This window comes from Flavobacterium sp. XN-5 (assembly GCF_008033395.2).
Classification (GTDB): Bacteria; Bacteroidota; Bacteroidia; order Flavobacteriales; family Flavobacteriaceae; genus Flavobacterium; species Flavobacterium hiemivividum.
Window position 1 is genome coordinate 171,082 of sequence record NZ_VOGZ02000005.1, and the last position, 25,113, is coordinate 196,194.

Below are 25,113 nucleotides of genomic sequence, written 5' to 3' on the forward strand. Positions count from 1 at the left end.
CATTTTCAAGTTCTTTATACAATCTTACAAAAAATAATACCCCTTGATAGCGCAAGCGTGCCGCTTGTACCCGCAAAAAAAGTCCTCGAAACAATCGCAAGACCTAAATATATATCTTAAACTAATGAATCACCAATTTAGAAAAGCAACCATTTCAGAAATCCCAAAAATATGGGACATATTACAAAAAGCAATCTCACGTAGAAAAAAGGATGGCAGCAACCAATGGCAAGACGGTTATCCTAATCCAGAAGTGATAAAAAATGACATTGATAAAAATGCAGGTTTTGTTTTGACTGAAGGAGAAACTATCATTGGATACACTGCGCTACTAATCAGTGATGAACCCGAATATGAAAAGATAGTTGGAAAATGGCTTACGAATAATGATTTTGTTGTTTTCCATCGCGTCGCTATTTCAGAGAATCATTTAGGGAAAGGTTTGGCTACAAAATTAGTTGGTTTCATTGAAGATTTTGCGATAAGCAACAATATCTACAGCATCAAAGCAGACACTAATTTTGACAACTTTGCTATGATCAAAGTTTTTGATAAATTAGGTTACGTTTATTGTGGCGAAGTGTATTTTCGAGGTAGCGCCAGAAAAGCTTATGAGAAGATTATCACTAAAAAATAAAATAGTTAAATTTGAACTAAAATCCTAAATTACTGTTCATTTGCAGAACACAAAATGACCAACTCTTTTTCAGAACACATGAGGAAAATAATTTTATACGTTTTTACGCTGCTTTTCTTTTCTCAATGTAGTTCTGTAAAAAAACACAATAGGCATTTAACTGAACAAATTCCTATAGCGCAGTTAAAATCGGATGTTGATTTTACTTATAAAAAACTACAAAAATTACACCCTAATCTTTATTGGTACATCAGTAAGCCCGCCTTAGATTCTAAATTTGACAGTCTAAAATCTACTATCACTCAACCTATTACTCCTCTTGCATTCTATAAAAAACTGAGTCCTGTTGTTGCCGCAGTAAGGCAAGGCCACACCTATCTGTATCCTATTTCAAAAGAAATGACGAAAAAAGAAACGAAAGCACTTATTAAAAAAGGAATAGGCCCATTTTCACAATTTGATTTTGATTATTTTTACAATAAACTTTACGTCGTAAACAATAAATCCTACAATAAGAGCATAAAACCAGGAGCTGAAGTTATTGCGGTGAATGACGTAAAACCTATGGATTTGATTCGGGAATACAACAACTACTACAGTTCTGATGGATACAACTACACATTAAAAACTAACAAATCAGGCAAACGATTTTCTTCCTACTTTACTGTTGAAAATGGCATTAAAGACAGCTTAATCTATACTCTAAAATATAACGACAGTATCCAACAAATTACAATTAGACGATACAAGGAGGATTCGATTAAGAAAAAAGAGCAAAAAACTAAGAAAATAGTAACCGCGACTGACAGAGTAAAATCTAGAGAACTTAGAAGAAAGAAAAGAGTGAATGGCTACAATGCCGATTCGAAAAACTACAACAGAAACCTGCATTTTCTAGAAAAAGACAGCAGTGTCGCCATCATGAAAATTAGAAGTTTCAGCAAAGGAAATTTTAGACCTTTCTATAAAGAAAGCTTCCGCGAAATTGATAACTATAAATCCAATACTCTAATTCTTGATTTACGAGACAATGGCGGCGGTAGATTATCTGAAATTGTCGATTTGTACTCTTACCTATCCGACTCTACATTTGTATTTTTGGATAAGTCGGAAGTGGTATCAAAATCGAGTTTAATTGAAGGCGCTTATTTTAATGGAGGTTCCTTTGGTTTAAAAATCCTAAAAGCGATTTATGCACCCATCCTCTATTCCTACTTATTGTTGACAGTTCATAAAGAAAGCGACGGGAAAAATTACTACGCTACACATATAAAACCGCATAAAGTGAAGGAAGACGCTTTTAAAGGAAAAATATATGTCCTGATAAACGGAGGCAGTTTTTCGGCTTCCAGCCTTATTTCAGCTAATTTAAAGAGTTCTAAAAGGGTGACTTTTGTGGGCGAAGAAACCGGTGGCGCCTTCAACGGAACTGTAGCGGGATTTATGCCAGTTCTAGAACTACCACATTCTGAGTTAAAAATTAGAATTGGAATAATGGCTATGGTACCGCACCATAAAACAGAAATAATAGGACGCGGAATTTTTCCTGATAAGGAAATTACTCCTACTCTTGAAGACAAATTGAAAGGAAATGACCCGGAACTCAACTGGATTTTACAAGATATAATGGGAAAATAAGAGCCTTTACAGCTAATAAAAAAGCATCATGACTACTGCCATGATGCTTGTATTATATTCGAAATAAATTTAGAAACTGGCTAGCATTTCTTTTCTCTTTATTTTTCCGCTTTCCGTTTCCATGAATTTACTGAGATAAAATACTTCCTTGGGCTTTTCATACTTGTCTAATGCATTATAAATAGCTTCATCTATTGGTTGCTTCTCCCCTTCGATGACTAAAACTAATTTTTCTCCCAATACAGCATCTGCTACTCCACCCACAAAAAATCGAGAATGGATTCCATGTGATAGTTTCTCTTCAATTTGCTCGGGTATCAGTTTAATTCCGCCGCTATTAACAACATTATCAGCTCTACCTAAAAAAGTAAATTGATGATCGTTTATTAATTCTACTAAATCATTAGTGACAATAGGTTCAGCAGTAATCTTTGGCGCACTGATTACAAGACAATTTTTATCATTTTGTGAAATTTGGATATTAGGCAAAATAGAAAATGACTTCTCTCCTATTTTCTTGGCGGCAATATGTGTTATGGTTTCCGTCATACCATAAGTTTCATACACTTCGGTTTTTACTTTCAGTAGGCTTTTTTCAAGTGATTTGCTCATACTTGCACCTCCAACAATCATTTTTTTAACATTTTTCAAACCTGCTAATGAATTTTCAGCCTGTAAAGGTACCATGGCTACAAAATCATACACAGTTTCATTTTTAGTTAATGGATGTGAACTTGGCGCAACACAATCGATATCTAATCCCAGAACAAAACTGCGAACCAGCATCATTTTTCCTGCAATAAATTTAGTTGGCAAACAGTACAAAGCTTTATCCCCAGGGCTTAAATTAAAAAAGTCACCTGTAGCCAAGGCAGAGTTTACCATTGTTTGTTTGTTTGTTCTAATTACTTTAGGCGGTCCTGTTGTTCCTGAAGTCTGTAAATCGATATAGGATTTTTCGTCAAACCAGTCCAATAAAAAATCTCCTATCGACTTCTCAAACTCATCACCTTCCTTTATCAAACAGTAGGACACTCTACATAAATCTTCTTTATCTAGATGAAATCCATTCAATTTAAAACGATTGTGTACATTTTTATAAGTTACTTCTTTCATTACTAGCGTATTGTTTTAAATTGCGTTGTTTTATTCTGCTTTTAATTTACCAGCTAATCTTTCTTTCCAGTCAGTCCATTGGTATTTCTTACTAAAGATATATAAAAGTATCGGGTAAATAACCAAAACAGGTAAGATTACATCTAAACCAGCCTTAGGTTCTGCGATGTCTTTAAATATCGAATGTGTTTGAAAAGCCGACCAATCTGAAGTGACTAATAAGGCACTTACCAAATTATTAGCAGCATGAAAACCTAATGCCAACTCCATCCCATCATCCATCAATGTAATTACACCTAGAAACAATCCAGTCCCTATATAATAGATAAATATGATATTACCCATTTTTGAAACTTCGGGATTGAAAAGGTGCATACTTCCAAATATAATGGAAGTCATTAGCAATGGGAACCATTTGTTTTTTGCTAAATTGGCAAAACCTTGCATCAGATAACCTCGAAAAACATATTCTTCAGTACTTGTCTGTATCGGAATTAAAAACACTCCAATAACTACTAATATTGCAAATGGAACGGGTTTAAAATTCAATACAAAATCCGCTGGACTCGTGTAATAATAAATTAAAGTAGAAACAATCGTAAAAACTGCCCATAAAGAAAAAGAGAATAAAACTCTGTCCCAATCGACTTTTGCCCGCGCTGTAGTAATAGAACGTAATGTTTGATTGTGAACATAACGCACTACAAAATAGATTCCACCCAAGGTAAAAACAAATGAAATCAAAAGCAGAAACAATGTTAAATTTGGATCAAAAAAGTGCATCATCTCTGAATTACTAGAGGGATAAGGTACGCCATTTGCAAACGATTCATAAATAACGCCCAATAACAAGGGAATTTGTCCAATAAAAGAGGTTGCAATAATTATTCCTGACCCAATTAAATATTTCCAAAACTTGTTCTCTGAATTTACTCCTTGTTCTACAAACATCTATTTTTTTTTTTATAATTATATATGATGAGTTAGACTATCAAAGCCTATTTTTGTTTCGTCTAAAATACTTTTTTTTATTTCAATTAATTTTTACTCTAAAAAAAACAACAAAATGATACAAATATACCATAATCCCCGTTGCGGAAAATCGAGAAAATGCCTTACTTTCATAGAAGTAGAAGGAAAAGAATATGAAATCATTCAGTATCTTGAGAATCCACCTACTACAGACGAACTTCAGCTACTCCTCAAAAAATTGAACATGAAACCATTAGAATTAGTTCGACAAAAAGAAAAAATTTGGATAGAGAATTTTAAAAATAAAGAAATGACCGACCAAGATATCATAAAAGCAATGGTCGAAAAACCCATTCTTATAGAACGACCTATTGTTATAAATGGAGACAAGGCTATCATTGGCAGAGAGTTAGACAAACTTAACAGTTTTCTATAATTCGCACTAGCTATATTTAACAATTTTTTAAGGTTTAGTGATTAAACCAAATGCGTTTTTTGCATTCCTATGACGAATATCAAATCTAAATTATAATGATGAATCGATTAAAACAGATTTTTACGCTTACTTTATTTCTTTCCTTTTTTATTAGTTTTGCTCAAGAAAGAGGTCCAATGGCAGAAAAAATTAAGATAACAGGAAATGTTATTGAAAAAACAACTCAACAAGCACTTGAATATGCAACGGTTAGTTTTATCAACTCCAAAACTGCAAAAGTAGTAGCAGGAGGAATTACAAATCCGAAAGGAGAATTCAATATTGATGTAACGCCAGGAATCTACACTATTAAAATTGAATTTATTTCATTTAAATCTGTAGAAATAACTCAAAAAAATCTAAAAGAAAGCACTACTTTAGGAACGATTTCATTAGTAGAAGATGCGGCACAACTAAACGAAGTGATTATTCGTGCTGAAAAATCTACTGTAGAAATTAAACTTGATAAAAAAGTTTACAATGTAGGTCAAGATATGTTAGTTAAAGGTGGAACTGTAAGTGATGTTTTAGAAAATGTACCTTCTGTTTCTGTTGATATTGAAGGAAACGTAAGTTTAAGAGGAAGTGACAATGTGCGTGTCTTCATTGATGGTCGTCCTTCAAATGCATTAAATATGGCCGAAGCTTTGCGTCAAATTCCTGCAGATGCAATTGACAAAGTAGAAGTGATTACAAACCCATCAGCTCGTTACGATGCTGAAGGTGGCGCTGGTATATTAAATATCATCTTGAAGAAAGGAAAAAACCAAGGATTTAATGGTTCATTTATTGCATCTGCTGGTATTCCTGAAACTTATGGTTTGAGCGCCAACTTAAATTACAAAACTGAAAAACTAAATTTCTTTACTTCTACTGGATATAGCTATAGAACCAATGAAGGCGGAGGATTTACAAACTCAGAATATTTTAACCCTGACGGTTCTACTAATAAATTTATTTATGAAAATAGAAATACCGAGAGAACTAGAGACGGAATAAACACAAAGTCTGGTGTAGAATGGACAGTAGCTCCCAATACTTTTTGGACAAACTCTATTAGTTACAGTGAAAATGGCGGGAAAAATAGAGATAGAGTAAATTATAATGCTTTCGATAGTAATCAAGATTTTGCTTCAAATAGCTACCGTTTAAATAATGGAAATGACCAAGGAAAAAACTTTGAATACTCCTCTAATTTAATTAAAAACTTCAATGACGAAGGTCACAAATTAACCGTTGATGGATCCTTTTCTAGAAGTACAGATAAAGATGATTCAACAATTGATGGAGTTAATGTCACCTTCCCAGACAGATCTACTACGAATACAACTCAAAACGAAAAACTTCAAAAAGAGTATTTACTTCAGGCAGATTACGTTTTACCTCTTGGAAAAGGAAGTCAGTTTGAAGCTGGATATAAAGGAAATTTCAATAATCTAAATAAAGACTACGATATTTTCTCTAGCGATAACGGAAATAATGTTGGTGATTTTCTATCCAATACATTAGAATACAAAGAAAAAATCAATGCACTTTATACACAGTACGGATTTAAAGTAAACAAATTCTCGTATTTATTTGGTTTACGTTGGGAAGACACAAACATCGATGTTAACTTATTGGATACACAAGAGTACAACAACAAGAAATACAATAAGTTTTTTCCAAGTGCTTTTGCTAATTATGAAATTTCAGACATGAGTAGCGTCTCATTAAGTTATAGCAAGCGTTTATCGAGGCCCAGAGGTCGCTTTTTAGATCCTACTCCTAACATTTCGAGTAATATCAATATCTTTAGAGGTAATCCTGATTTAGACCCTTCGCTGACAGATAAGTTTGACATCGGATATATTAAACGTTGGGATAAAGTAACATTTAACACCTCTATGTATTTTGAAAACACAACTGATGTGTTCTCTTTTGTACGTTATGAAAGTGGTGAATTTGTTGATGGTACTCCAGTAATCCTTAGTACGCCTATCAATATTGGAAAAGAACAAAAATTTGGATTTGAATTCACTCTAAATTATTCTCCAATAAAAAAATGGAAATTAAACGGTAGTTTCAACTTGTATAACACAAAAACAACTGGAGATTTCATGTATACTAATTCACAGAACGAAATAGTTGTTCAAAACCTAGATAACGAAGCTTTTTCATGGTTTTCCCGTGTGAACTCACGTTTAACTTTGCCGTACCAAATTGAGTGGCAAGCTAGCGGAATGTACTTTGGACCAAGCAACACCGCACAAGGTAGAAGTTTAGGTATGTATATGGTGAACACTGCGTTTAGCAAAGACATCCTAAAAGACAAAGCGACGATCGCTTTTAACGTAAGTGATATCTTCAATTCTAGAAAAATGAGATCAGAAACTAATTTACCAAGTGTAAGTTCTGACAGTGAATTTCAATGGAGAAAAAGACAATTTAACTTGTCATTTACGTACCGAATCAACAAAAAGAAAACCGATAGAGATAAAAATGCGCCAAAAAACACTGAAGAAGAGGGCGGTGGATTTCCTGGATAATAAATGATTTAATTTGGTTAATTATTTCAATAAGTACGGGTTCGTTTCAATACGGGCCCGTATTTTTTTTTTAAAAAAAAAGGCATAAAAAAAAGGACTCGTGTAAACGGGTCCTTTTTTAGGTGTCAATCAAACTAAACTGATTGCTCTTTCTTTGCTTTTCTTTTCTCTTTATATGCTTCCCAAGATGCTCCTCCTACCCAATAGGATACGAAACCAACTAAAAAAAACATTAACCAAAATCCCATTGTAAGGATGGTTAAAAAAAGTAAAAAGCCTAAATACTGTGAAAATTCAAACATGTTTTCCGGAATTTTTGAATGTAAGTACAAATGTATGTTTATTATTTTTTCTTAGCAATAAAATTCCAATTCAATTTTCATAAAATAGTATTTATCCGTATTTTTGAGCTCAATTTAGGAGATATTCCCGCTATCCATTGCAATCTTATATCCCAAACCCTGGCATATAAGGATTTTCACTACTATCGGGGCTAGAGAACCAGATATGATACAACAAGTCAATTATTAAAATAACACATACAAATCAACAATAAAATGAAATTCAGAATAGAAAAAGACACCATGGGTGAAGTGCAAGTTCCCGCTGACAAATACTGGGGAGCACAAACAGAACGTTCTAGAAACAATTTTAAAATAGGTTCTTCGGCTTCTATGCCAAAAGAGATTATTGAAGGTTTTGCTTACCTAAAAAAAGCAGCTGCTTATGCTAACTGCGACTTAGGTGTTTTAGCTACTGAGAAACGTGATGCTATCGCAGCTGTTTGTGACGAAATCCTAGCTGGTAAATTAGACGATCAATTTCCACTTGTAATTTGGCAAACTGGTTCAGGTACGCAAAGTAACATGAACGTAAATGAAGTAGTTGCAAACCGTGCTCAAGTTCTAAAAGGATTTGAAATTGGCGAAGGCGAACAGTTCATTAAAGCAAATGATGATGTCAACAAATCGCAATCATCTAACGATACTTTCCCAACAGGAATGCACATTGCCGCATACAAAGCAGTAGTAGAAGTTACGATTCCAGGTGTTGAAAAATTAAGAGACACTTTACATGCAAAAGCAACCGAATTCAAAAACGTTGTAAAAATAGGACGTACCCATCTTATGGATGCTACACCACTAACTGTTGGTCAAGAGCTTTCAGGTTATGTAGCACAATTGAACTATGGTTTAAAAGCAGTAAAAAACACTTTAGCACACTTGTCTGAAGTTGCACTGGGTGGAACTGCGGTAGGAACAGGTTTAAATACTCCAGCTGGTTATGATGTACTAGTGGCAAAATACATTGCTGAATTCACAGGACACCCTTTCATAACTGCCGAAAATAAATTTGAAGCACTTGCTGCTCACGATGCTATCGTAGAATCACATGGTGCATTAAAGCAATTAGCTGTTTCCTTAAACAAAATTGCAAATGATATCCGTATGCTAGCTTCAGGACCACGTTCAGGAATTGGTGAATTGATTATTCCTGAAAACGAGCCAGGATCTTCTATCATGCCAGGAAAAGTAAATCCTACGCAATGTGAAGCGATAACAATGGTTTGTGCGCAGGTAATGGGTAATGATGTTGCAATCACTGTAGGCGGAATGCAAGGACACTACGAATTGAATGTTTTCAAACCCGTTATGGCAGCAAACTTTTTACAATCGGCACGTTTATTAGGTGATGCTTGTATGTCATTTGATGAACACTGTGCTCAAGGTATCGAACCCAACTACAAACGCATTAAAGAACTAGTTGACAATTCACTAATGCTAGTTACCGCTTTAAATACTAAAATTGGATACTACAAATCAGCTGAAATTGCTCAAACAGCACACAAAAACGGAACAACGCTAAAAGAAGAAGCGGTTCGTTTAGGTTATGTCACGCCAGAAGACTTTGACGAATGGGTAAAACCAGAAGATATGGTTGGAAGCCTTAAATAATCTAGCTTAAAATATATAAATTAAAAACCCTGCAACGTTTTACATTGCAGGGTTTTTCAATTTAATAATAGCTATTTCTTAGAAACATTTTAACTAATAATCCAACATTCTTTATTTATTTACCGTCTACAAAATCTTGCAAATAGCTGAATCTTGGTGTCAATTTTCCTTTTTCGGTCATTTTGGCTCTAGCCAAAATTCCATCATTATCATCATTAAAAAACGCAGGAATAACGTACTCCATAAACATGGCACCAAAACCTTCACTCGCATCTTTTGGTAATTCGCAAGGAAGATTATCAACCGCCATCACTACAATCGAGGCTGGATGAAATACATCTACTTCTTTATGTTCAGATGCTAAATAACCATAAAATGGCTCTGCGATTGTCGATGATCTAAGCGTACTTGCAATGGGACCATTAATGTCACATGAAACGTCACCTATTACTTTTATTTTACAATCTTTAGATTGCAACATTCCTCGGCTAAGAATATCCGGCGCATCGTTTCCATGAAAATGTCCAGTAATAACGATATCCGATACCTTTGTAAATCGTTCGAAATCCCCAACATACTCCATTGGTTTTTGATAGAAATCCATACAATCCAGGACTTTTCCATCAATCCTTTTATTATAATCTAATACATCAATCTGTGTGTATACTGGCTGAGCATAGTTTTTAGTTAAATAATTATCAACAGAAACTTCTTTGATTTTCATAGCATCTAGAATTTCCTTGATACCACCTCCTACTTTACCTGATCCTGTAATAACAAACTTTAATGGCGGCAAAACCAATCGTTTTAAGTGACTGATCAACTCCTCTTTTCCTGATAATGTTTCTGCTTTAGCTAACTTGAACAACCCAAACTTTATTCCGAAAGCACGAATCGTATTATAAGCCCCAACAATTCCTGCATATCGTCCAAAACCAATTAATCTGCGGTTATTAGCGTCGACTATAGTTTCGTGATCGTATAAATCAATGTTTTTTTCAAGAATAGCTTGTAGTAATTGTCTATTGTATGGCTGTTTTTTTAGCGTGTGCGAAAAAAAGAAATAAGACTTATTTGGAATCAACGAATCAACAGGAACTTCTTTAACTCCAAATAAAACATCACACTCACTTATATCATTCGATATTTCGATCCCTGACTCTTTATATTGTTCATCAGTAAAAATTCGAATATCAGAACTTTCTACTTTCACTATAGCTTCTGGGTAAAGTTCCTTCAATTGCACTAGTGCTTCAGGCGAAAAAACAACTCTTCTATCTGGTGGATTCTTTCTCTCTTTTAAAATTCCGAACTTCATATCTTTTTAACTGTTTTGTTTTGAATTAATATAACTTTATCAGACCTATTTGTTTCAAATATAACAAATTAATATTATTATAGTTTTATTTTATAAAAAAAAATCAAAGAAAAGCACTTTACTTACTGATGCCCAAAATAATAGAAATATCAGCTCGAAACTTAATAAAATACTGTTAAGTTTTGGAAAAAACATCAACAAAACAGTTTGATTCTATATATTTGTTTTTCTAGCACTACAAAGAAATGATTTTTATAAAAAAGGCAAATATACTACAAATACTCCTGCTATTATTGGTTTTGAGTTCTTGTAATCAAAAGAATTCATCAGATAAAGAAACTTCGGAAAAGGCAAAAAATGATACAATTCTCCAGATAAAACAAGGTCCTGAACTTACATCAGCCTACATAGCTTCTAAAAGTAAATCTATCGAACATTTTTACAATAAAAACTGGCCAAATAAAACTGCTAACGGAGGTTTTCTTGTGGCAAAAAACGGTCAGATTATTTTCGAAAAATACGAAGGTTTGGCTAACTATAAAGAAAAGTCCGAAATGACTAGCACGACGCCTCTTCATGTTGCTTCGGTAAGTAAAGTTATGACCGCTACTGTCGTACTGAAATTAATCAGCGAAAATAAATTAGAATTAGACCAAAAAGTCAATACAATTTTAAAAGAATTTCCTTACCCTGATGTAACGGTAAGAACTTTATTAAACCATAGAACAGGACTGCGCAACTATGCTTATTTTACAGAAAAAAAAGGGATTTGGGACCGACACAAAATCTTAACTAATCAGGACATTTTGACAATTATGGCCACAAAGGGTATTGATCTTGAGTTTAGAACTGATTCTAGATTTAGTTATTGCAATACAAACTATGCCATGTTAGCCTTAATTATCGAAAAAGTAACTGGTTTAACCTACAAAAATGCGATGACCAAAATGGTATTTAAACCATTAGGAATGACAAATACCTTTGTTTTCGAATATGAAAAAGACAAATTAACAGCCACACCCTCTTATAAAAGAAATTTCGCTAAAGTGAATTTGGATTACTTAGATGCCGTTTATGGTGATAAAAATATATATTCTACACCACGAGATTTATTAAAATTTGATATGGGAAGAAATTCTTCGGCTTTCTTGGATTCAAAACTACTAAAGGAGTCCAATGTTCCTTATAGTAACGAGTACAAAGGCACTAAAAATTATGGTTTGGGAATCAGAATGATAAATTGGCCAACAGGGAAAAACTTCTATTTTCACAATGGGTGGTGGCATGGAAATACAGCCGCCTTCATCACCTTGCCAGATGAAAGTGTCACTATTATCTCATTATCGAATAAATATGACAAGAAAGTTTACAAAGTTAAGAATCTGGCAGCACTATTTGGTGACTATCCCTTCAAGTTAAGCGATGATGAAAAAGAGGAATGATATTTGAGTACTAATATTTTGAACTCAAATGGCAGATTTCAGTTAAAATAGAATACATTTGCACACTCAAATAAATTATTTGAGTTAGAATAAAAAAGGGGTCGACTGGTTTTGACAGCAAGTCGAATTGAAATGTAAGCACGTGGAGAACTGGGACAATTCTCGTTAATAAAAGGTTCCAAAACACTTACACGGCGAAGGAAACTACGCTCTTGCTGCATAATCTGAATCATAGTAAGATTAGCCTAGTTCCTATCAGATAGGAAAGCAGGATTTACCTCGAAAGCTTTGGTTTATAGCGGTCGATAAAGGTGAATCGTAAATTTAAACCTAGATTTCCATAAGCTTCGGGTGGACTTCGAAATAAAGAAGATAAGTCTTGTGCGACTGTTTCTGGTCAAACACAAGGTCGAAAATTCAATCAGGAAATAAACGTGTAGAAAGCTTTTTAGTTGCTTGTTTGGACCCGGGTTCGATTCCCGGCGACTCCACAAAAAAACCGTAATAAACTTATTTTTTTTTAAGTTATTACGGTTTTTTTTATTTCTATTCTCTAGCGGAGAAAAATCAAAACTTATCTGCAATTTTAGTAATTTGACTAGCGCAACTGATTTTCCATCATATAATCTTCCATTAAATAACCATGTTCTAGAACAATATCTTCTTCACCGACGATTTTGAAACCTAGTTTTTCATAAAATCTTAATGCGCTATTAAACCGGTTTACGTTTAACGAAATAACGGTTGAACCATTCAATTTCGCATAATTTGCAACAGCGTCAACTAGAAGCTTGCCTGCACCTTTTCCCTGCGCCTCCGGAAGCAAATATATTTTATGCAAACGCGTCACTTTTTGGCCCAAATAATGATGTTGAAACGAGGCGAAACCTAGACAAAGGTCTCCGTCACTAGCAAAAATAAAATGATGCCCTTTATTAACTGCATTATCCATCAAGGTTTCAACCGAATAAAACGCCTCTAACATATACTGTAATTGAGCAGTAGAAAGTATTTCTCTATAAACAACAGGCCACGTTTTATAGGCGATATCCTGAATTGTCCCAAAATCGTCAGCAGTAGCTTCGGTAATAGTAATCATTTAAATGAATTTAAGCAGTTAAAACTTAGTAAGCTGAACTAGTTATTCTCTGGATTAGTAATAGTAAATTTCAGTGTGTTTTTTATAACTAGGCGGCTCTAGAATAATTAGAACTAATACCCAAATGAACTAAACGACTTTTGGTAAAAAAATAGAAAATGTAGTACCAATATTAGGTTCAGATTGAGCCTTAATATAACCTTTATGGCTATCAACTATTTTTTTACAAATAGCTAAACCTACACCTGTTCCACTATATTTAGAATCTGTTTCTAAACGCTGAAACAATACAAATATTTTTTCAGCATATTCTTGTTTAAATCCAATTCCGTTATCCTTAATTACGATTTTATAATAGTCGTGGTCCAAAATTAGTTTATCTTCAAAAACTTCATCTGTACCAATGTCTTCCCTATTAATACTTATTTCGGGAGGAACATCATCTTTATTGTATTTCAAAGCATTAACTATCAAATTAACCAAAAGTTGTTCTATTTGAAAAGAGACTCCATTAATTTCTGGTAAAACCCCTGCTGTTATTACTGCATTTTTCTCTTCTATATTAGAGGATAGATCCTCAAGCACTTGATTTACAACATCATTTAAGTTAATGATTTGTTTCACCTCTTTATCTCCTTTTATCGCTCGAGAATAGTCAACTAAGTCAATAAGTAAGGATTGCATTTTATTAGCCGAAATACGAATCTTGGATAAATATATTTTTCCCTGCTCTGAAATAGTTTCATTGTTAGTATCTACTATTCTAGATATAAACATTTGAATTTTACGCAACGGTTCTTGCAAATCATGACTTACAATATTGTTGAAAGACTCTAATTCTTCATTAATGCTTTTCAATTCAAAATTGTTCTCTTCTAATTTCAGTGTTTTTTTATATATTTCTGTCAAGTCGTGACTCACACCAGTCTTAACCACTTCTCCTTTACTGTTTTGAGTAAAACTTCCTACAGAGTCGATGTATCTCGTTTCTCCATTGTCTAATATTATACGATACGTAATTACTGTCGAATCATGTGATATTAATGAACCTTTATGCGATTTGAGTACATAATCTAAATCATCTGGATGAATGAATTTCGCAATATTATCAAATGTAGGCTCAAAAGCATTAGGCTCAACTCCAAAAAGGCGATAAAAATTATCTGAGAATGTATATGCACCTGTTACTGTATTTACTTTCCAATGCCCAAATCCTGCTATTTTTTCAGCTTTACTAAATGATAAATATAAAAATTGCAACTCATCATTCGTTTTCTTCAGCTCGATAACATCTACATTTATTTTATTGAATGATAGAAGTAATATTAATAGAGAAAGTAAAACCAATAAAAAAGCACTAATAATAGAGTCTCTTAAATCAAATTGATGATTAAGATTATGAGCTTTTATTTTAGCGCCTTCTGTATTTATAGTTTTATATACAAAATCTTTCATGGCCATCGTAAATTCGCTGCTTTGCTTAATCTTAGCATTAAATTTAGCAGTGTCAGTTTTATTACTTTTGGCCAATAACAAAGTCTCTCTAAACAAATTAAATCGACGATCTATTAAGGTATTTAACAAATCAATATCCTCGATTAAACTTGGATTCTTGGCTACTAAAATTTTAATATTTTTAATATTCTCATCAATTTCGCCGCGTCGCAAAAACCTATCTTTGAGATATGCCTCGTCTTTAGTAATGTAATATCCTTTTAGATTACTTTCATACATTGTTATAATCGAAAGTATCTTCTCTAATTCTAATTGGGTTTCCGTAGAATTTGTAATTAACTCCACTGAAGAATCAAGATTTTTCATCTGACCGTAAAAAACGGAAGCAATATAACCCACCACTACAATTGCTATGATTAAAGCAATTTTAAATATCTCAGGGCTTTTATATAGTTTCAATAACTTCATAAGCAGTTATTACTTTAGATACTAAAGAAAAAAGTTTCCTTATTTAGTCCCGAAGAATGGAACTGCCAGTTAATATTAACAACTTCTTTAATCACTTTTTTTAAATTACTGAAATCATTTGGTTTCTTAATATAAATATTAGCACCTTCCACAAATGTATCTTCAATGTCTTTTTCAGACGAAGAGGTTGAGTAGATTGCAATCGAAACATCTTTAAATCTATCATCGGCTCTAATCTCTTTGAGACATTCGAATCCTGACATATAAGGCATATTTAAATCTAAAAACAATATATGCGGCATGATAATATCAGGGCATGATAAATAATCCATTAAATCTTTACCGTCGTTAAACAATGTCAACTTATTATTCATTTTAAGTTCCATCATTGCTTCACTAAAAAAAGTGCGGTCATCTTCATCGTCATCTGCGATTAAAATATGCATAGAATCATTATGTGAAATCATATTTACTGGTATTATTTATTTTTAAATTTCTAATAATTAGACGTCGGCTATTAGCTTGATAAACTTCGTCTCTTATCGACAATTCTCTTAAACGCTGAAGGCGTTAATCCAGTAACTTTTTTAAACTGACTTGATAAATAAGCTACACTACTGTAATTCAATTTATACGAAACCTCTGTTAAAGTTAATTGATCTTCTAGTATTAATTTCTTCGCCCTTTCTATTTTTTGAATAATAATAAAATTCTCAATAGAGGAATAGGTATTTTCGGTAAAAATATTGGTGATATATCCGTAACTTAAATTAAGTTTATCAGATAAATACTGAGAAATGGTAATCGCAGGAAGTTTATCATGCTCATATATCATTTCTACAATAGTATCTTTTATTCTCTGAATAAGTTGCGCTTTTTCATTGTTTACAATATATATAGCATATTTATTCAAAGACGCTTGAAGTTCAGCGAAATCAGAATCCGAAACAGTATTACTTATTTCAATCTCTCCTAATTCTAAAAGTCTATGTTTAATATTTAATCTTTCTAACTGTTCTTGTAAAATTACTCTACAAGCAACAATTCCATCACATTTTATATAGAGTCTCATTTACAAAAATTATAATTGTTTCACATTTTTCGGATATAAATATATACTAATTTTGTTAATCAATGAAATAAATAAAACTTCTGAATTCATAATACCTGGCAGAAATAGAAGTAAATTCTTATATATTACTGATCTATAATCTTTTATATCAAACCGCAGCAGCTGTAAGAATAAATTAATTATCCGTGAATAGTTTCGTTTTTACCATAATTTTCGATAATCGATGCTTCAAAATCAATCCATTCCCGCCAGCGTTTCTCTACATCAATTCCAGTTCCGTATTTTCGGGCATAAGTAATAAAAGTAGTATAATGTCCTGCTTCACTTTCCATCAAATCTCGATAAAAAACGGCTAATTCTTCGTCCTGAATATTTTCGGACAGCACTTTAAAACGTTCACAACTTCTGGCTTCAATCATTGCTGAAAAAAGTAATCGCTCTACCAAACTAGAAACTCTACTTCCATTTCCGTTCTTTTTCATATACAAATACAACTCATTTACATAGTCGTCTTTACGCTCGCGACCTAGCTTCAATCCGCGCTTGATAATAATATTATGTACTTGCTCAAAATGATCGATTTCTTCCTTGGCCAAAGCCAAAAGATCCTTTACCAAATCCTGATGTTCTGAATTATTAGTAATTATGGTAATCGCATTTGTAGCCGCCTTTTGTTCACACCAAGCGTGATCTGTCAAAATTTCCTCAATGTTTTTTTCGACAATATTGACCCATCTTGGATCTGTTGGTAATTGCAATCTTAATACACCCATGATTATTTGTTTAAAGTTTATAAAATTGTTTAAAGTTTAAAGCTAACTCAAGAACCAAAAAAAGTTTAAAGTTTCGCGAGACCTTTCGGCAAACACAAAACCTTAAACTTTTAAACTTTAAACTCTAAAACGTTTTTAGAAAACGAAAATAGCTCTTTCGCTCATCATTTCGTTTACTTCATTTGCTACTTGCTCAATGATTTCTTCATTTGTATGATTCATCAATACTCTGTCGATTAATTCTACAATAGTTTCCATGTCTTCTTCAACTAATCCACGAGTGGTGATAGCAGGAGTTCCTACACGAATACCAGAAGTTACAAACGGTGATTTGTCATCAAATGGAACCATGTTTTTATTCACAGTGATTTCTGCTTTTACTAATGCGTTTTCAGCTTCTTTACCAGAAATTCCTTTATTTCTCAAATCAATCAACATCATATGATTGTCTGTACCTCCAGAAATAATATTGTATCCTCTTTTTACAAAAGCATCTGCCATTGCGTTAGCATTTTTTTGCAATTGCAAAGCATATGTAAAGAATTCATCTTTTAAAGCTTCACCAAAAGCAACTGCTTTAGCAGCGATGATGTGCATTAAAGGTCCACCTTGATTTCCAGGGAAAACAGCTAAATCTAATAAAGATGACATCATTCTGATTTCACCTTTTGGAGTAGTTAAACCAAATGGATTTGGAAAATCTTTCCCCATCATAATTAATCCTCCACGAGGTCCACGCAATGTTTTGTGTGTCGTAGTCGAAACAATATGACAATGAGGAATTGGGTCATTCAGCAATCCTTTAGCAATTAATCCGGCAGGATGTGAAATATCAGCAAATAAAATTGCTCCTACGCTGTCTGCAATTACTCTAAAACGTTCAAAATCCATATCACGAGAATAAGCCGAAGCTCCTGCGATGATCAATTTTGGTTGCTCCTTCTTTGCTATTTCTTGAATTTTATCATAATCTAAAAGTCCTGTTTCAGCATCTACACCATAGAAAACGGGGCTATACAAACGTCCTGAGAAATTCACAGGAGAACCGTGTGTTAAATGTCCACCGTGAGACAAATCAAAACCAAGAATCTTATCTCCGGGTTTCAAGCAAGCAAAGAAAACGGCTGTATTTGCTTGTGAACCTGAATGTGGTTGCACATTAGCATATTCTGCTCCAAATAACTCTTTAGCTCTATCAATCGCAATTTGCTCTACGACATCCACTACTTCACAACCTCCGTAGTATCTTTTTCCAGGATATCCTTCTGCATATTTATTAGTCAACACAGAACCAGCTGCTTCCATCACATCGTCACTTACAAAGTTCTCTGAAGCAATTAATTCTAATCCGTGTATTTGTCTTTCTTGTTCTTCTAAAATAAGGTCGAAAATTTGTTTGTCGCGTTGCATTTCTTTGTTTTTAGTTAATTTGAAGCAAAAATACAAAAAAACGTTTGTGAAACTGCTAGATTATAATATATTTGAGGTATTATTTTCAACAAAACAATTAACATATTATGCCAATATCAGCCAACGATACCAAAAGAAAATCATGGGTAGAAGTACCAGAAAACAGTGATTTTCCAATTCAAAACATTCCTTTTGGAGTTTTCCTAACTAAAGAGTATGTGGTGACTGTAGGAACTAGAATTGGCGATTCTGCTATAGATTTGGGCGCCTTACAGCAATTAAATTACTTTGAAGGTATTGAATTAACTGACGATATGTTCATGCAAGACACGCTAAATGATTTTATCTCAGATGGTAAAAAAACATGGCGCTTAGTAAGAAATCGTATTGCTGAAATATTTGATCAAAACAATCCTAAATTAAGAGACAACGCCAAACATAGAGATATCGTCATTTTTAAAATGGACGAAGTAGAAATGCAGCTGCCTGTTCTTATTGGTGACTATACAGACTTCTATTCGAGTAAAGAACACGCTACTAATGTAGGAAAGATGTTCCGCGATCCAGAAAATGCTTTATTACCAAACTGGCTTCACATCCCGGTAGGATATCACGGAAGAAGTTCTACCATTATCCCCTCAGGAATTCCGGTTCACAGACCCATTGGTCAAACATTACCTGCGGGCGAAAACACACCCGTTTTTGGTCCTAGTCGTTTAATCGATTTCGAACTAGAAACTGCTTTTATCACTACTGATGCTAATGTGATGGGAGAAATGATTCCTATTAACGAAGCCGAAGATTATATTTTTGGAATGGTGTTATTAAACGACTGGAGCGCTAGAGACATTCAAAAATGGGAATATGTACCACTTGGACCCTTCTTAGCTAAGAGTTTTGCATCCTCAATCTCACCTTGGATTGTAACTATGGATGCTTTGGAACCATTTAGAGTAGCCAGCCCAAAACAAGATCCTAGTCCGCTACCGTATTTACAGCAAAAAGGAAAACATTCATTTGACATCCATTTAGAAGTTGCAATCCAACCAGAAAATGAAGAACCTACAGTTATAGGAAATTCCAATTTTAAATATATGTATTGGACCATGAGCCAACAATTAACGCACCATACGTCAAACGGTTGTCGTGTAAATTCTGGCGATATGATGGGATCAGGAACTATTTCTGGGCCTACACCAAATAGTTATGGTTCGATGCTAGAACTGACTTGGGGCGGAAAAAACCCTATAAAATTAAATGATGGTACAGAGCGTAAGTTCATAAATGATAACGATACGGTAATCATGAAAGGCTTCTGTCAAAACGGACAAGTACGTCTTGGTTTTGGTGAAGTATCTTCTAAACTGCTACCTCCTTTTGTAAGAAAGTAATTTGATATTAAATAGCAATCATAAAAAAGTCCTATTTGCAGCAGCAAATAGGACTTTTTATATTGAGCGACATTCTGTGACTGATCACTGAATATTGCTATTTTCTTTTACTTGTTTCCTTTTTCGAAATCAGCAACAAATTGAGCTAAACCGATATCCGTTAATGGGTGTTTCAACAATCCGTAAATTGCAGAAAGTGGTCCTGTCATAACATCAGCGCCAATTTTAGCACAGTTTACAATATGCATTGTGTGACGTACTGAAGCAGCTAGAATTTCTGTTTCGTAACCATAGTTATCATAAATCAATCTAATTTCTTCGATCAATGCTAATCCATCAGTTGAAACATCATCTAAACGACCGATAAATGGAGAAACATAAGTAGCACCCGCCTTAGCAGCTAGTAAAGCTTGACCTGCAGAGAATACTAAAGTTACATTCGTTTTAACACCTTTATCAGAAAAGTATTTAGCAGCCATAACACCTTCTTTGGTCATTGGCAATTTTACAACAATTTGCTCATGTAAATCAGCTAATTCTTCACCTTCTTTAATCATTCCGTCATAATCAAGCGCATTTACTTCAGCACTTACATCACCGTCAACAAGATTACAAATGTCAACATAATGCTTCAAAATGCTGTTTTTTCCAGTAATTCCCTCTTTAGCCATCAAGGATGGATTTGTAGTAACTCCGTCTAAAACACCTAATGCTTGCGCTTCCTTAATTTGAGCTAAATTAGCCGTGTCAATAAAAAACTTCATAGTATATGTTTATTTAATTGTGTGTTTGTGTTTTGGGCGTGACCCTTCAGATCGCTTTGTCGTTCCTCCTCGCAACTTCGGGTCGAGCTTTCCGCTACAATCTTTTCCTAAAAAAAGGAAAAGGATTTTCACTTCAATCTCTCACGTAAATTCGCTGCAAAGTTATAACTTATAATGGTTCATTAGCATTTTTTCGTAAACTTTATCAGGAAGTATTCGTTTCAGTACAATAGAAAACTTCTGCATAAAAACCCCTACTTTATAATGTACTTTTGGCTCTTTAGTCTGGATGATTTTATAAACCGCTTCAGCCATCTCGTTTGGATTGCTACCACTATCTACATGCTCATCCATGGTACGCAAAGATTCTCCGTAAGAAGCCTCATACGCAGACCCAGTAATAACTGGTGCATGATAACGTCCCGAAGCAATATTAGTAGCAAAGTCTCCCGGAGCAACATTCGTAATATGAATCCCAAACGACTTCACCTCCATTCGCAATGCTTCTGTCACTAGCTCTAACGCTCCTTTTGAGGCAGAATAAATGGAGCGATAAGGCAAGCCCATATATCCAGCAATAGAAGTAACATTGATAATTAAACCTGATTTTTGTGTACGCATTTGTGGTAACGCCGCCTTCATTACTTCTATAGGACCAAAGAAATTAGTGTCAAAATTATTTTTAATTTCTTCGGAAGGGATTTCTTCCAAAGGTCCAGTAATCCCAACACCCGCATTATTAATTACAATGTCTAATTTTCCAGACTTCGCAATAATATTTGCAACAGCAGCCTGAATAGAATCTGAATTTCGTACATCTAAAGCCACTAATGGAAAAACCGAATTCAAAACGCGTTCTGGGTTTCTACTCGTTCCATAAACAATAAAACCTTTGTGATACAAAAACTCTCCAATAGATTTCCCTATTCCGGAGGAACCTCCTGTAATCAAAACTACTTTACTCATGGGTGTTTTTATTGGTTGGACCAAAAATAAAAAAATCCTCCCGAAGGAAGACTACTTTTGTATAAATTCTTAAATAAGAATCTGAAATAAATTCAGATTAAAAAAAAATGGCAAGCGACCTACATCGCACCGCTCAACCACGTACCCTTGCTATGTTCCCATCCTGGGGGAGTCTGCAGGAGCTGGTCGTGTAGGACTTGCCGGTGCAAATATACAATCTTTTTATATTTTTGCAAGCGCTTTGCTCCCTTAAAATAACATTGTATATTGGTGTATTCAAAAAATTAATCATGAAAAACTATAACTTCCTATCAGTCATTTTATTAGCAATGGCACTTTCTAATTGTGGAGATCCAAAAAAAGGAGAAAATACTATATTTAATTTCGATACATCAAAATTTGCAGCAAAATACACCCCAGAAGACGCTCTAAATTTAGAAATTCTGAACTCAGAATCGAAAACTGTAGACAGCACGATCTATTATGTAAACGATGTTAAGGTGCAAGCTACAAAAGGACTTGAAAAATTTAATTTCGAATTAAAAGACCAAAAACTAGGTTATCAAAACCTTAAAGCTTTGGTGTACTATGAAGGTCAAAACTCAGAGGCGACTGCAAGAATAGAATTAGTCTCTAGTGTCCAACCTAAATTATTGAAGTATAAAATTGTAAATACCTATCCTCACGATATCGAGGCTTACACCCAAGGTTTAGAGTTTTACCGTGACACTCTTTATGAAGGAACCGGAAACGGAAGTGGTCCTTCTGGTAAAAAGGGAATTTCAAGCCTACGAAAAACAGACTATAAAACTGGAAAGACTTATAAAAAAGTTGAGTTAGCGGATCAATATTTTGGAGAAGGAATAACAATACTAAACAACAAAGTTTACCAACTAACCTGGCAAAATAACGAAGGCTATATCTATAATGCTGATACTTTCGAAAAAGAAAAAACATTCCCGTATTTCAAAAACATTGAAGGCTGGGGACTTACAAATGACGGAACTTATTTGTACCAATCAGATGGGACAGAGAAAATTTGGAAAATAGATCCAAAAACAATGAAAGAAGTAGACTATATCAATGTCTATTCTTATGAATCGAAAATAAAGTCCGTAAATGAACTAGAATGGATTGATGGCAAAGTCTATGGAAACATTTATCAAAAAGACGCAATTGCCGTTATAAACCCAAAAAATGGTGCTGTTGAAGGAATTATCAATCTTATCGATTTAAAAAGTAAAATCACACAATTAGAGGATACCGATGTTTTAAATGGAATCGCATACAATCCTAAAACGAAAACCATTTTTGTGACTGGGAAAAACTGGGACAAGCTGTTTGAAATCGCCATTTCTGAGTAACTAAAAAACAAAAATGACAACATTAATAACAAATATCAAAGAGTTATTACAAGTACGTGATACTAAGATCGACAAGGTTTCTGGTGCTGCAATGGCCATTCTTCCAACTATTAAAAACGCATATTTACTTATAGATGACAATTTGATTGCCGATTTTGGTTCTATGGATAATTTGCCAAAAATAACCGCGGATCAAACTATCGATGCTACCGGAAAAATGATTTTACCTGCCTGGTGCGACAGTCATACTCATTTAGTTTATGCTGGCAATCGGGAACAGGAATTTGTGGATCGAATCAATGGACTTAGCTATGAAGAAATAGCTAATCGTGGTGGTGGAATACTAAATTCAGCTAAAAAGCTAAACGATGCAACTGAAGAAGAAATTTACATTCAGTCTAAAGAACGACTAGAAGAAGTCATGCGTTTAGGAACTGGAGCGGTCGAAATTAAGTCGGGTTATGGATTAACAATAGACGGAGAGTTAAAGATGCTTCGGGTTATTAAAAAACTGGCTACGAACTATCCACTAGCAATAAAAGCAACATTTTTAGGAGCTCACGCTTTCCCAGCAGCATATAAAGACGATCGGAAAGGCTATATCGATATTCTAATAAACAAGATGCTTCCAGAAATATCCAAAGACAATCTTGCTGATTATGTAGATGTTTTTTGTGAGACTGGGTACTTTACTGTTGAAGAAACCGAACAAATTATGAATGCTGGAATACAATTTGGCTTAAAGCCAAAAATTCACGTCAACCAGTTTAATTCAATTGGCGGAGTTCAAGCAGGCATAAAGTACAATGCGCTTTCTGTGGATCATCTTGAAGTAATGACAAGTTCAGATATCGAAGCTTTAAAAAATACCGATACAATGCCTGTTGCCTTACCTTCTTGTTCTTACTTTTTGAGTATTCCCTATACTCCAGCACGCGAAATGATTGCAGCTGGACTTCCGCTTGCTCTCGCTACAGATTATAACCCGGGTTCTACTCCATCAGGAAACATGAATTTTGTTGTGGCAACCGCTTGCATTAAGATGAAAATGACTCCTGAGGAAGCCATAAATGCTGCCACCATTAACGGAGCTTATGCAATGGGGCTTTCGGACACTCATGGAAGCATAACAGCGGGCAAAAAGGCTAATTTAATTATTACAAAACCGATTCATTCCTATTATCAATTGCCTTATGCCTTTGGTAGTAATTTAATAGATACCGTAATTATTGAAGGAAAAGTTATTGCATAAAAAAAGAGGAGCTATTAGACTCCTCTTTTTTAACTAAAGTTTTATCTTATTTCAAAGTAAAACTAGTTTTTGAAACGTTTTCGTTATTATCAAAAACATTTACATAATAAACACCTTTTGGAAAATCTTTACCTGGTAAATTTTCTGTAACCTGAACTGTTTTATTTTCGTAGTTTACATTAGTTATGAAGCTATATGTCAATGTCTGATCACCAAAATTGACTGTTTTTTTATCTCCTAAAACATTGTTTTTACTATCGATAACTTGAACATAATATGCTTTTTCTCCTGATTTTGCAATTTGATTTGCAGCAATTGTAAAGCTAATTTTAAGCATATCTGCTCTGCTAGCTTTATCTGTTTCTACTTGTTTTCCTGAACTTCTTACTTTAAAAGCCGTACCACTCGTGTTCAAAATAGTTAGTTTTGCAGCTTTTTCAACCGTTTTTGATAATTCTTCATTTTGCCCTACTAAAGTCTCATTGTATTTTTGAGACTCTCCAAGAACTACCACAGTGCTATCGCGTTGTGAAGTCACCATTTTATTTTCTTTTTTCAAACCTTCATTTTCAGCCATTAAAGCTTTCATGTTATTTTGAAGTGCAAAAAATTGTTTTTTGTATTTAGCCATTGAAGACACATCTCCTTTAGATTTGCTCAAATCTGCCATTAAACTCACCACTTTGTCTCTTTCTTGAATTAACTCATCAGACATTGAAGTATTCTCTGAAATTGCTGCGTCATAGGTAGCTTTTAACTCTTGTAAATCCGTCATGACTGATTCTTTTTCAGTCATTGTACTTTTCAACTCTGTTTGCACCGTTTTTACATCAGAAGTCACCTTAAAAATATAAATTAAGCTACCTACTAATAAAACTGCTAATACAGCAATAACCGCCTTCAGACTTGAACTACTTTTTTGATTTTCCATTTTTAAAATTTTTATTTTATCAAATTTAACAATATATATTCAATGCATAACGTAAGTTAACACAATTATATTATTTTTGGAAAAATA

The 25,113-nt window shown here is 33.9% G+C and carries 22 protein-coding genes and 2 other RNA genes; 10 read left to right on the plus strand and 14 right to left on the minus strand.

Going from position 1 to position 25,113, the window contains the following annotated elements; genetic code table 11:
* Positions 1 to 124: 124 nt before the first annotated feature.
* Positions 125 to 637 (plus strand): GNAT family N-acetyltransferase, encoded by a 513-nt coding sequence (locus FQU23_RS10545; RefSeq protein WP_147673791.1) that lies wholly within the window; start codon positions 125 to 127, stop codon positions 635 to 637.
* Between the two features lie 78 nt (positions 638 to 715).
* The gene (locus FQU23_RS10550) at positions 716 to 2,275 is read left to right on the plus strand and encodes a S41 family peptidase (RefSeq protein ID WP_147673880.1); all 1,560 of its coding nucleotides are present in this window, start codon (positions 716 to 718) and stop codon (positions 2,273 to 2,275) included.
* Between the two features lie 69 nt (positions 2,276 to 2,344).
* Here FQU23_RS10550 and FQU23_RS10555 read toward each other — a convergent pair whose 3' ends face one another.
* Together FQU23_RS10555 and FQU23_RS10560 are read right to left on the minus strand one after the other, a co-directional pair.
* A complete protein-coding gene (locus tag FQU23_RS10555) occupies positions 2,345 to 3,391 on the minus strand; it encodes an AMP-binding protein (protein WP_147673792.1) in 1,047 nt (348 codons plus the stop codon).
* Between the two features lie 30 nt (positions 3,392 to 3,421).
* Positions 3,422 to 4,342, minus strand: a complete 921-nt coding sequence (locus FQU23_RS10560) for a CPBP family intramembrane glutamic endopeptidase (RefSeq protein WP_147673793.1) — start codon at positions 4,340 to 4,342, stop codon at positions 3,422 to 3,424.
* A 115-nt stretch (positions 4,343 to 4,457) separates the two neighbouring features.
* Between FQU23_RS10560 and arsC the strand changes: the two genes are divergently transcribed.
* Entirely contained in the window at positions 4,458 to 4,799 is a 342-nt protein-coding gene (arsC, locus tag FQU23_RS10565; RefSeq protein ID WP_147673794.1) for an arsenate reductase (glutaredoxin), read from the plus strand.
* A gap of 98 nt (positions 4,800 to 4,897) precedes the next feature.
* A complete protein-coding gene (locus FQU23_RS10570; protein WP_410503914.1) occupies positions 4,898 to 7,366 on the plus strand; it encodes a TonB-dependent receptor domain-containing protein in 2,469 nt (822 codons plus the stop codon).
* Between the two features lie 134 nt (positions 7,367 to 7,500).
* Here FQU23_RS10570 and FQU23_RS10575 read toward each other — a convergent pair whose 3' ends face one another.
* On the minus strand, positions 7,501 to 7,668 hold the full coding sequence (locus FQU23_RS10575; RefSeq protein ID WP_132111227.1) for a hypothetical protein: 168 nt from the start codon (positions 7,666 to 7,668) through the stop codon (positions 7,501 to 7,503).
* A gap of 255 nt (positions 7,669 to 7,923) precedes the next feature.
* Here FQU23_RS10575 and fumC point away from each other — a divergent pair, with 255 nt between their 5' ends.
* Positions 7,924 to 9,321, plus strand: coding sequence for a class II fumarate hydratase (gene fumC / locus FQU23_RS10580; RefSeq protein ID WP_147673796.1), 1,398 nt, complete (start codon positions 7,924 to 7,926; stop codon positions 9,319 to 9,321).
* Between the two features lie 115 nt (positions 9,322 to 9,436).
* Here fumC and FQU23_RS10585 read toward each other — a convergent pair whose 3' ends face one another.
* Positions 9,437 to 10,639, minus strand: a complete 1,203-nt coding sequence (locus FQU23_RS10585; protein WP_147673797.1) for an NAD(P)-dependent oxidoreductase — start codon at positions 10,637 to 10,639, stop codon at positions 9,437 to 9,439.
* 245 nt (positions 10,640 to 10,884) lie between these two features.
* On the opposite strand from FQU23_RS10585, the gene FQU23_RS10590 reads away from it, so the two are divergent.
* Together FQU23_RS10590 and ssrA are read left to right on the plus strand one after the other, a co-directional pair.
* Positions 10,885 to 12,081, plus strand: coding sequence for a serine hydrolase domain-containing protein (locus FQU23_RS10590; RefSeq protein ID WP_147673798.1), 1,197 nt, complete (start codon positions 10,885 to 10,887; stop codon positions 12,079 to 12,081).
* Between the two features lie 97 nt (positions 12,082 to 12,178).
* Positions 12,179 to 12,575, plus strand: a transfer-messenger RNA (tmRNA) gene (gene ssrA, locus FQU23_RS10595).
* A 104-nt stretch (positions 12,576 to 12,679) separates the two neighbouring features.
* Here the strand turns inward: ssrA and FQU23_RS10600 are convergent.
* From FQU23_RS10600 to glyA, 6 genes are all read right to left on the minus strand, one after another.
* Positions 12,680 to 13,180, minus strand: coding sequence for a GNAT family N-acetyltransferase (locus FQU23_RS10600; RefSeq protein WP_147673799.1), 501 nt, complete (start codon positions 13,178 to 13,180; stop codon positions 12,680 to 12,682).
* A 129-nt stretch (positions 13,181 to 13,309) separates the two neighbouring features.
* Positions 13,310 to 15,103: an ATP-binding protein gene (locus FQU23_RS10605; RefSeq protein ID WP_147673800.1), complete on the minus strand. Its 1,794-nt coding sequence runs from the start codon at positions 15,101 to 15,103 to the stop codon at positions 13,310 to 13,312.
* A 14-nt stretch (positions 15,104 to 15,117) separates the two neighbouring features.
* A complete protein-coding gene (locus tag FQU23_RS10610) occupies positions 15,118 to 15,570 on the minus strand; it encodes a response regulator (RefSeq protein ID WP_245181106.1) in 453 nt (150 codons plus the stop codon).
* A gap of 50 nt (positions 15,571 to 15,620) precedes the next feature.
* The gene (locus FQU23_RS10615) at positions 15,621 to 16,175 is read right to left on the minus strand and encodes a helix-turn-helix domain-containing protein (protein WP_147673801.1); all 555 of its coding nucleotides are present in this window, start codon (positions 16,173 to 16,175) and stop codon (positions 15,621 to 15,623) included.
* 179 nt (positions 16,176 to 16,354) lie between these two features.
* Positions 16,355 to 16,948 (minus strand): tRNA-(ms[2]io[6]A)-hydroxylase, encoded by a 594-nt coding sequence (locus FQU23_RS10620; protein WP_074722355.1) that lies wholly within the window; start codon positions 16,946 to 16,948, stop codon positions 16,355 to 16,357.
* Positions 16,949 to 17,083: 135 nt separating this feature from the next.
* Entirely contained in the window at positions 17,084 to 18,358 is a 1,275-nt protein-coding gene (gene glyA / locus FQU23_RS10625; protein WP_147673802.1) for a serine hydroxymethyltransferase, read from the minus strand.
* A 107-nt stretch (positions 18,359 to 18,465) separates the two neighbouring features.
* On the opposite strand from glyA, the gene fahA reads away from it, so the two are divergent.
* Positions 18,466 to 19,749 (plus strand): fumarylacetoacetase, encoded by a 1,284-nt coding sequence (fahA, locus tag FQU23_RS10630; protein WP_147673803.1) that lies wholly within the window; start codon positions 18,466 to 18,468, stop codon positions 19,747 to 19,749.
* A gap of 107 nt (positions 19,750 to 19,856) precedes the next feature.
* Here the strand turns inward: fahA and fsa are convergent, their stop codons facing one another.
* The 3 genes from fsa to ffs all read right to left on the minus strand — a co-directional run bounded on the left by fsa (position 19,857) and on the right by ffs (position 21,682).
* A complete protein-coding gene (gene fsa, locus FQU23_RS10635) occupies positions 19,857 to 20,513 on the minus strand; it encodes a fructose-6-phosphate aldolase (protein ID WP_147673804.1) in 657 nt (218 codons plus the stop codon).
* Between the two features lie 162 nt (positions 20,514 to 20,675).
* The gene (locus FQU23_RS10640; protein ID WP_147673805.1) at positions 20,676 to 21,479 is read right to left on the minus strand and encodes an SDR family oxidoreductase; all 804 of its coding nucleotides are present in this window, start codon (positions 21,477 to 21,479) and stop codon (positions 20,676 to 20,678) included.
* Between the two features lie 105 nt (positions 21,480 to 21,584).
* An RNA gene (gene ffs, locus FQU23_RS10645) (signal recognition particle sRNA small type) lies at positions 21,585 to 21,682 on the minus strand.
* A gap of 87 nt (positions 21,683 to 21,769) precedes the next feature.
* Between ffs and FQU23_RS10650 the strand changes: the two genes are divergently transcribed.
* Positions 21,770 to 22,843, plus strand: coding sequence for a glutaminyl-peptide cyclotransferase (locus FQU23_RS10650; RefSeq protein ID WP_147673806.1), 1,074 nt, complete (start codon positions 21,770 to 21,772; stop codon positions 22,841 to 22,843).
* 13 nt (positions 22,844 to 22,856) lie between these two features.
* Entirely contained in the window at positions 22,857 to 24,095 is a 1,239-nt protein-coding gene (gene hutI, locus FQU23_RS10655) for an imidazolonepropionase (RefSeq protein ID WP_147673807.1), read from the plus strand.
* A gap of 46 nt (positions 24,096 to 24,141) precedes the next feature.
* Here hutI and FQU23_RS10660 read toward each other — a convergent pair whose 3' ends face one another.
* On the minus strand, positions 24,142 to 25,026 hold the full coding sequence (locus tag FQU23_RS10660; RefSeq protein ID WP_147673808.1) for a hypothetical protein: 885 nt from the start codon (positions 25,024 to 25,026) through the stop codon (positions 24,142 to 24,144).
* Between the last annotated feature and the right edge of the window lie 87 nt (positions 25,027 to 25,113).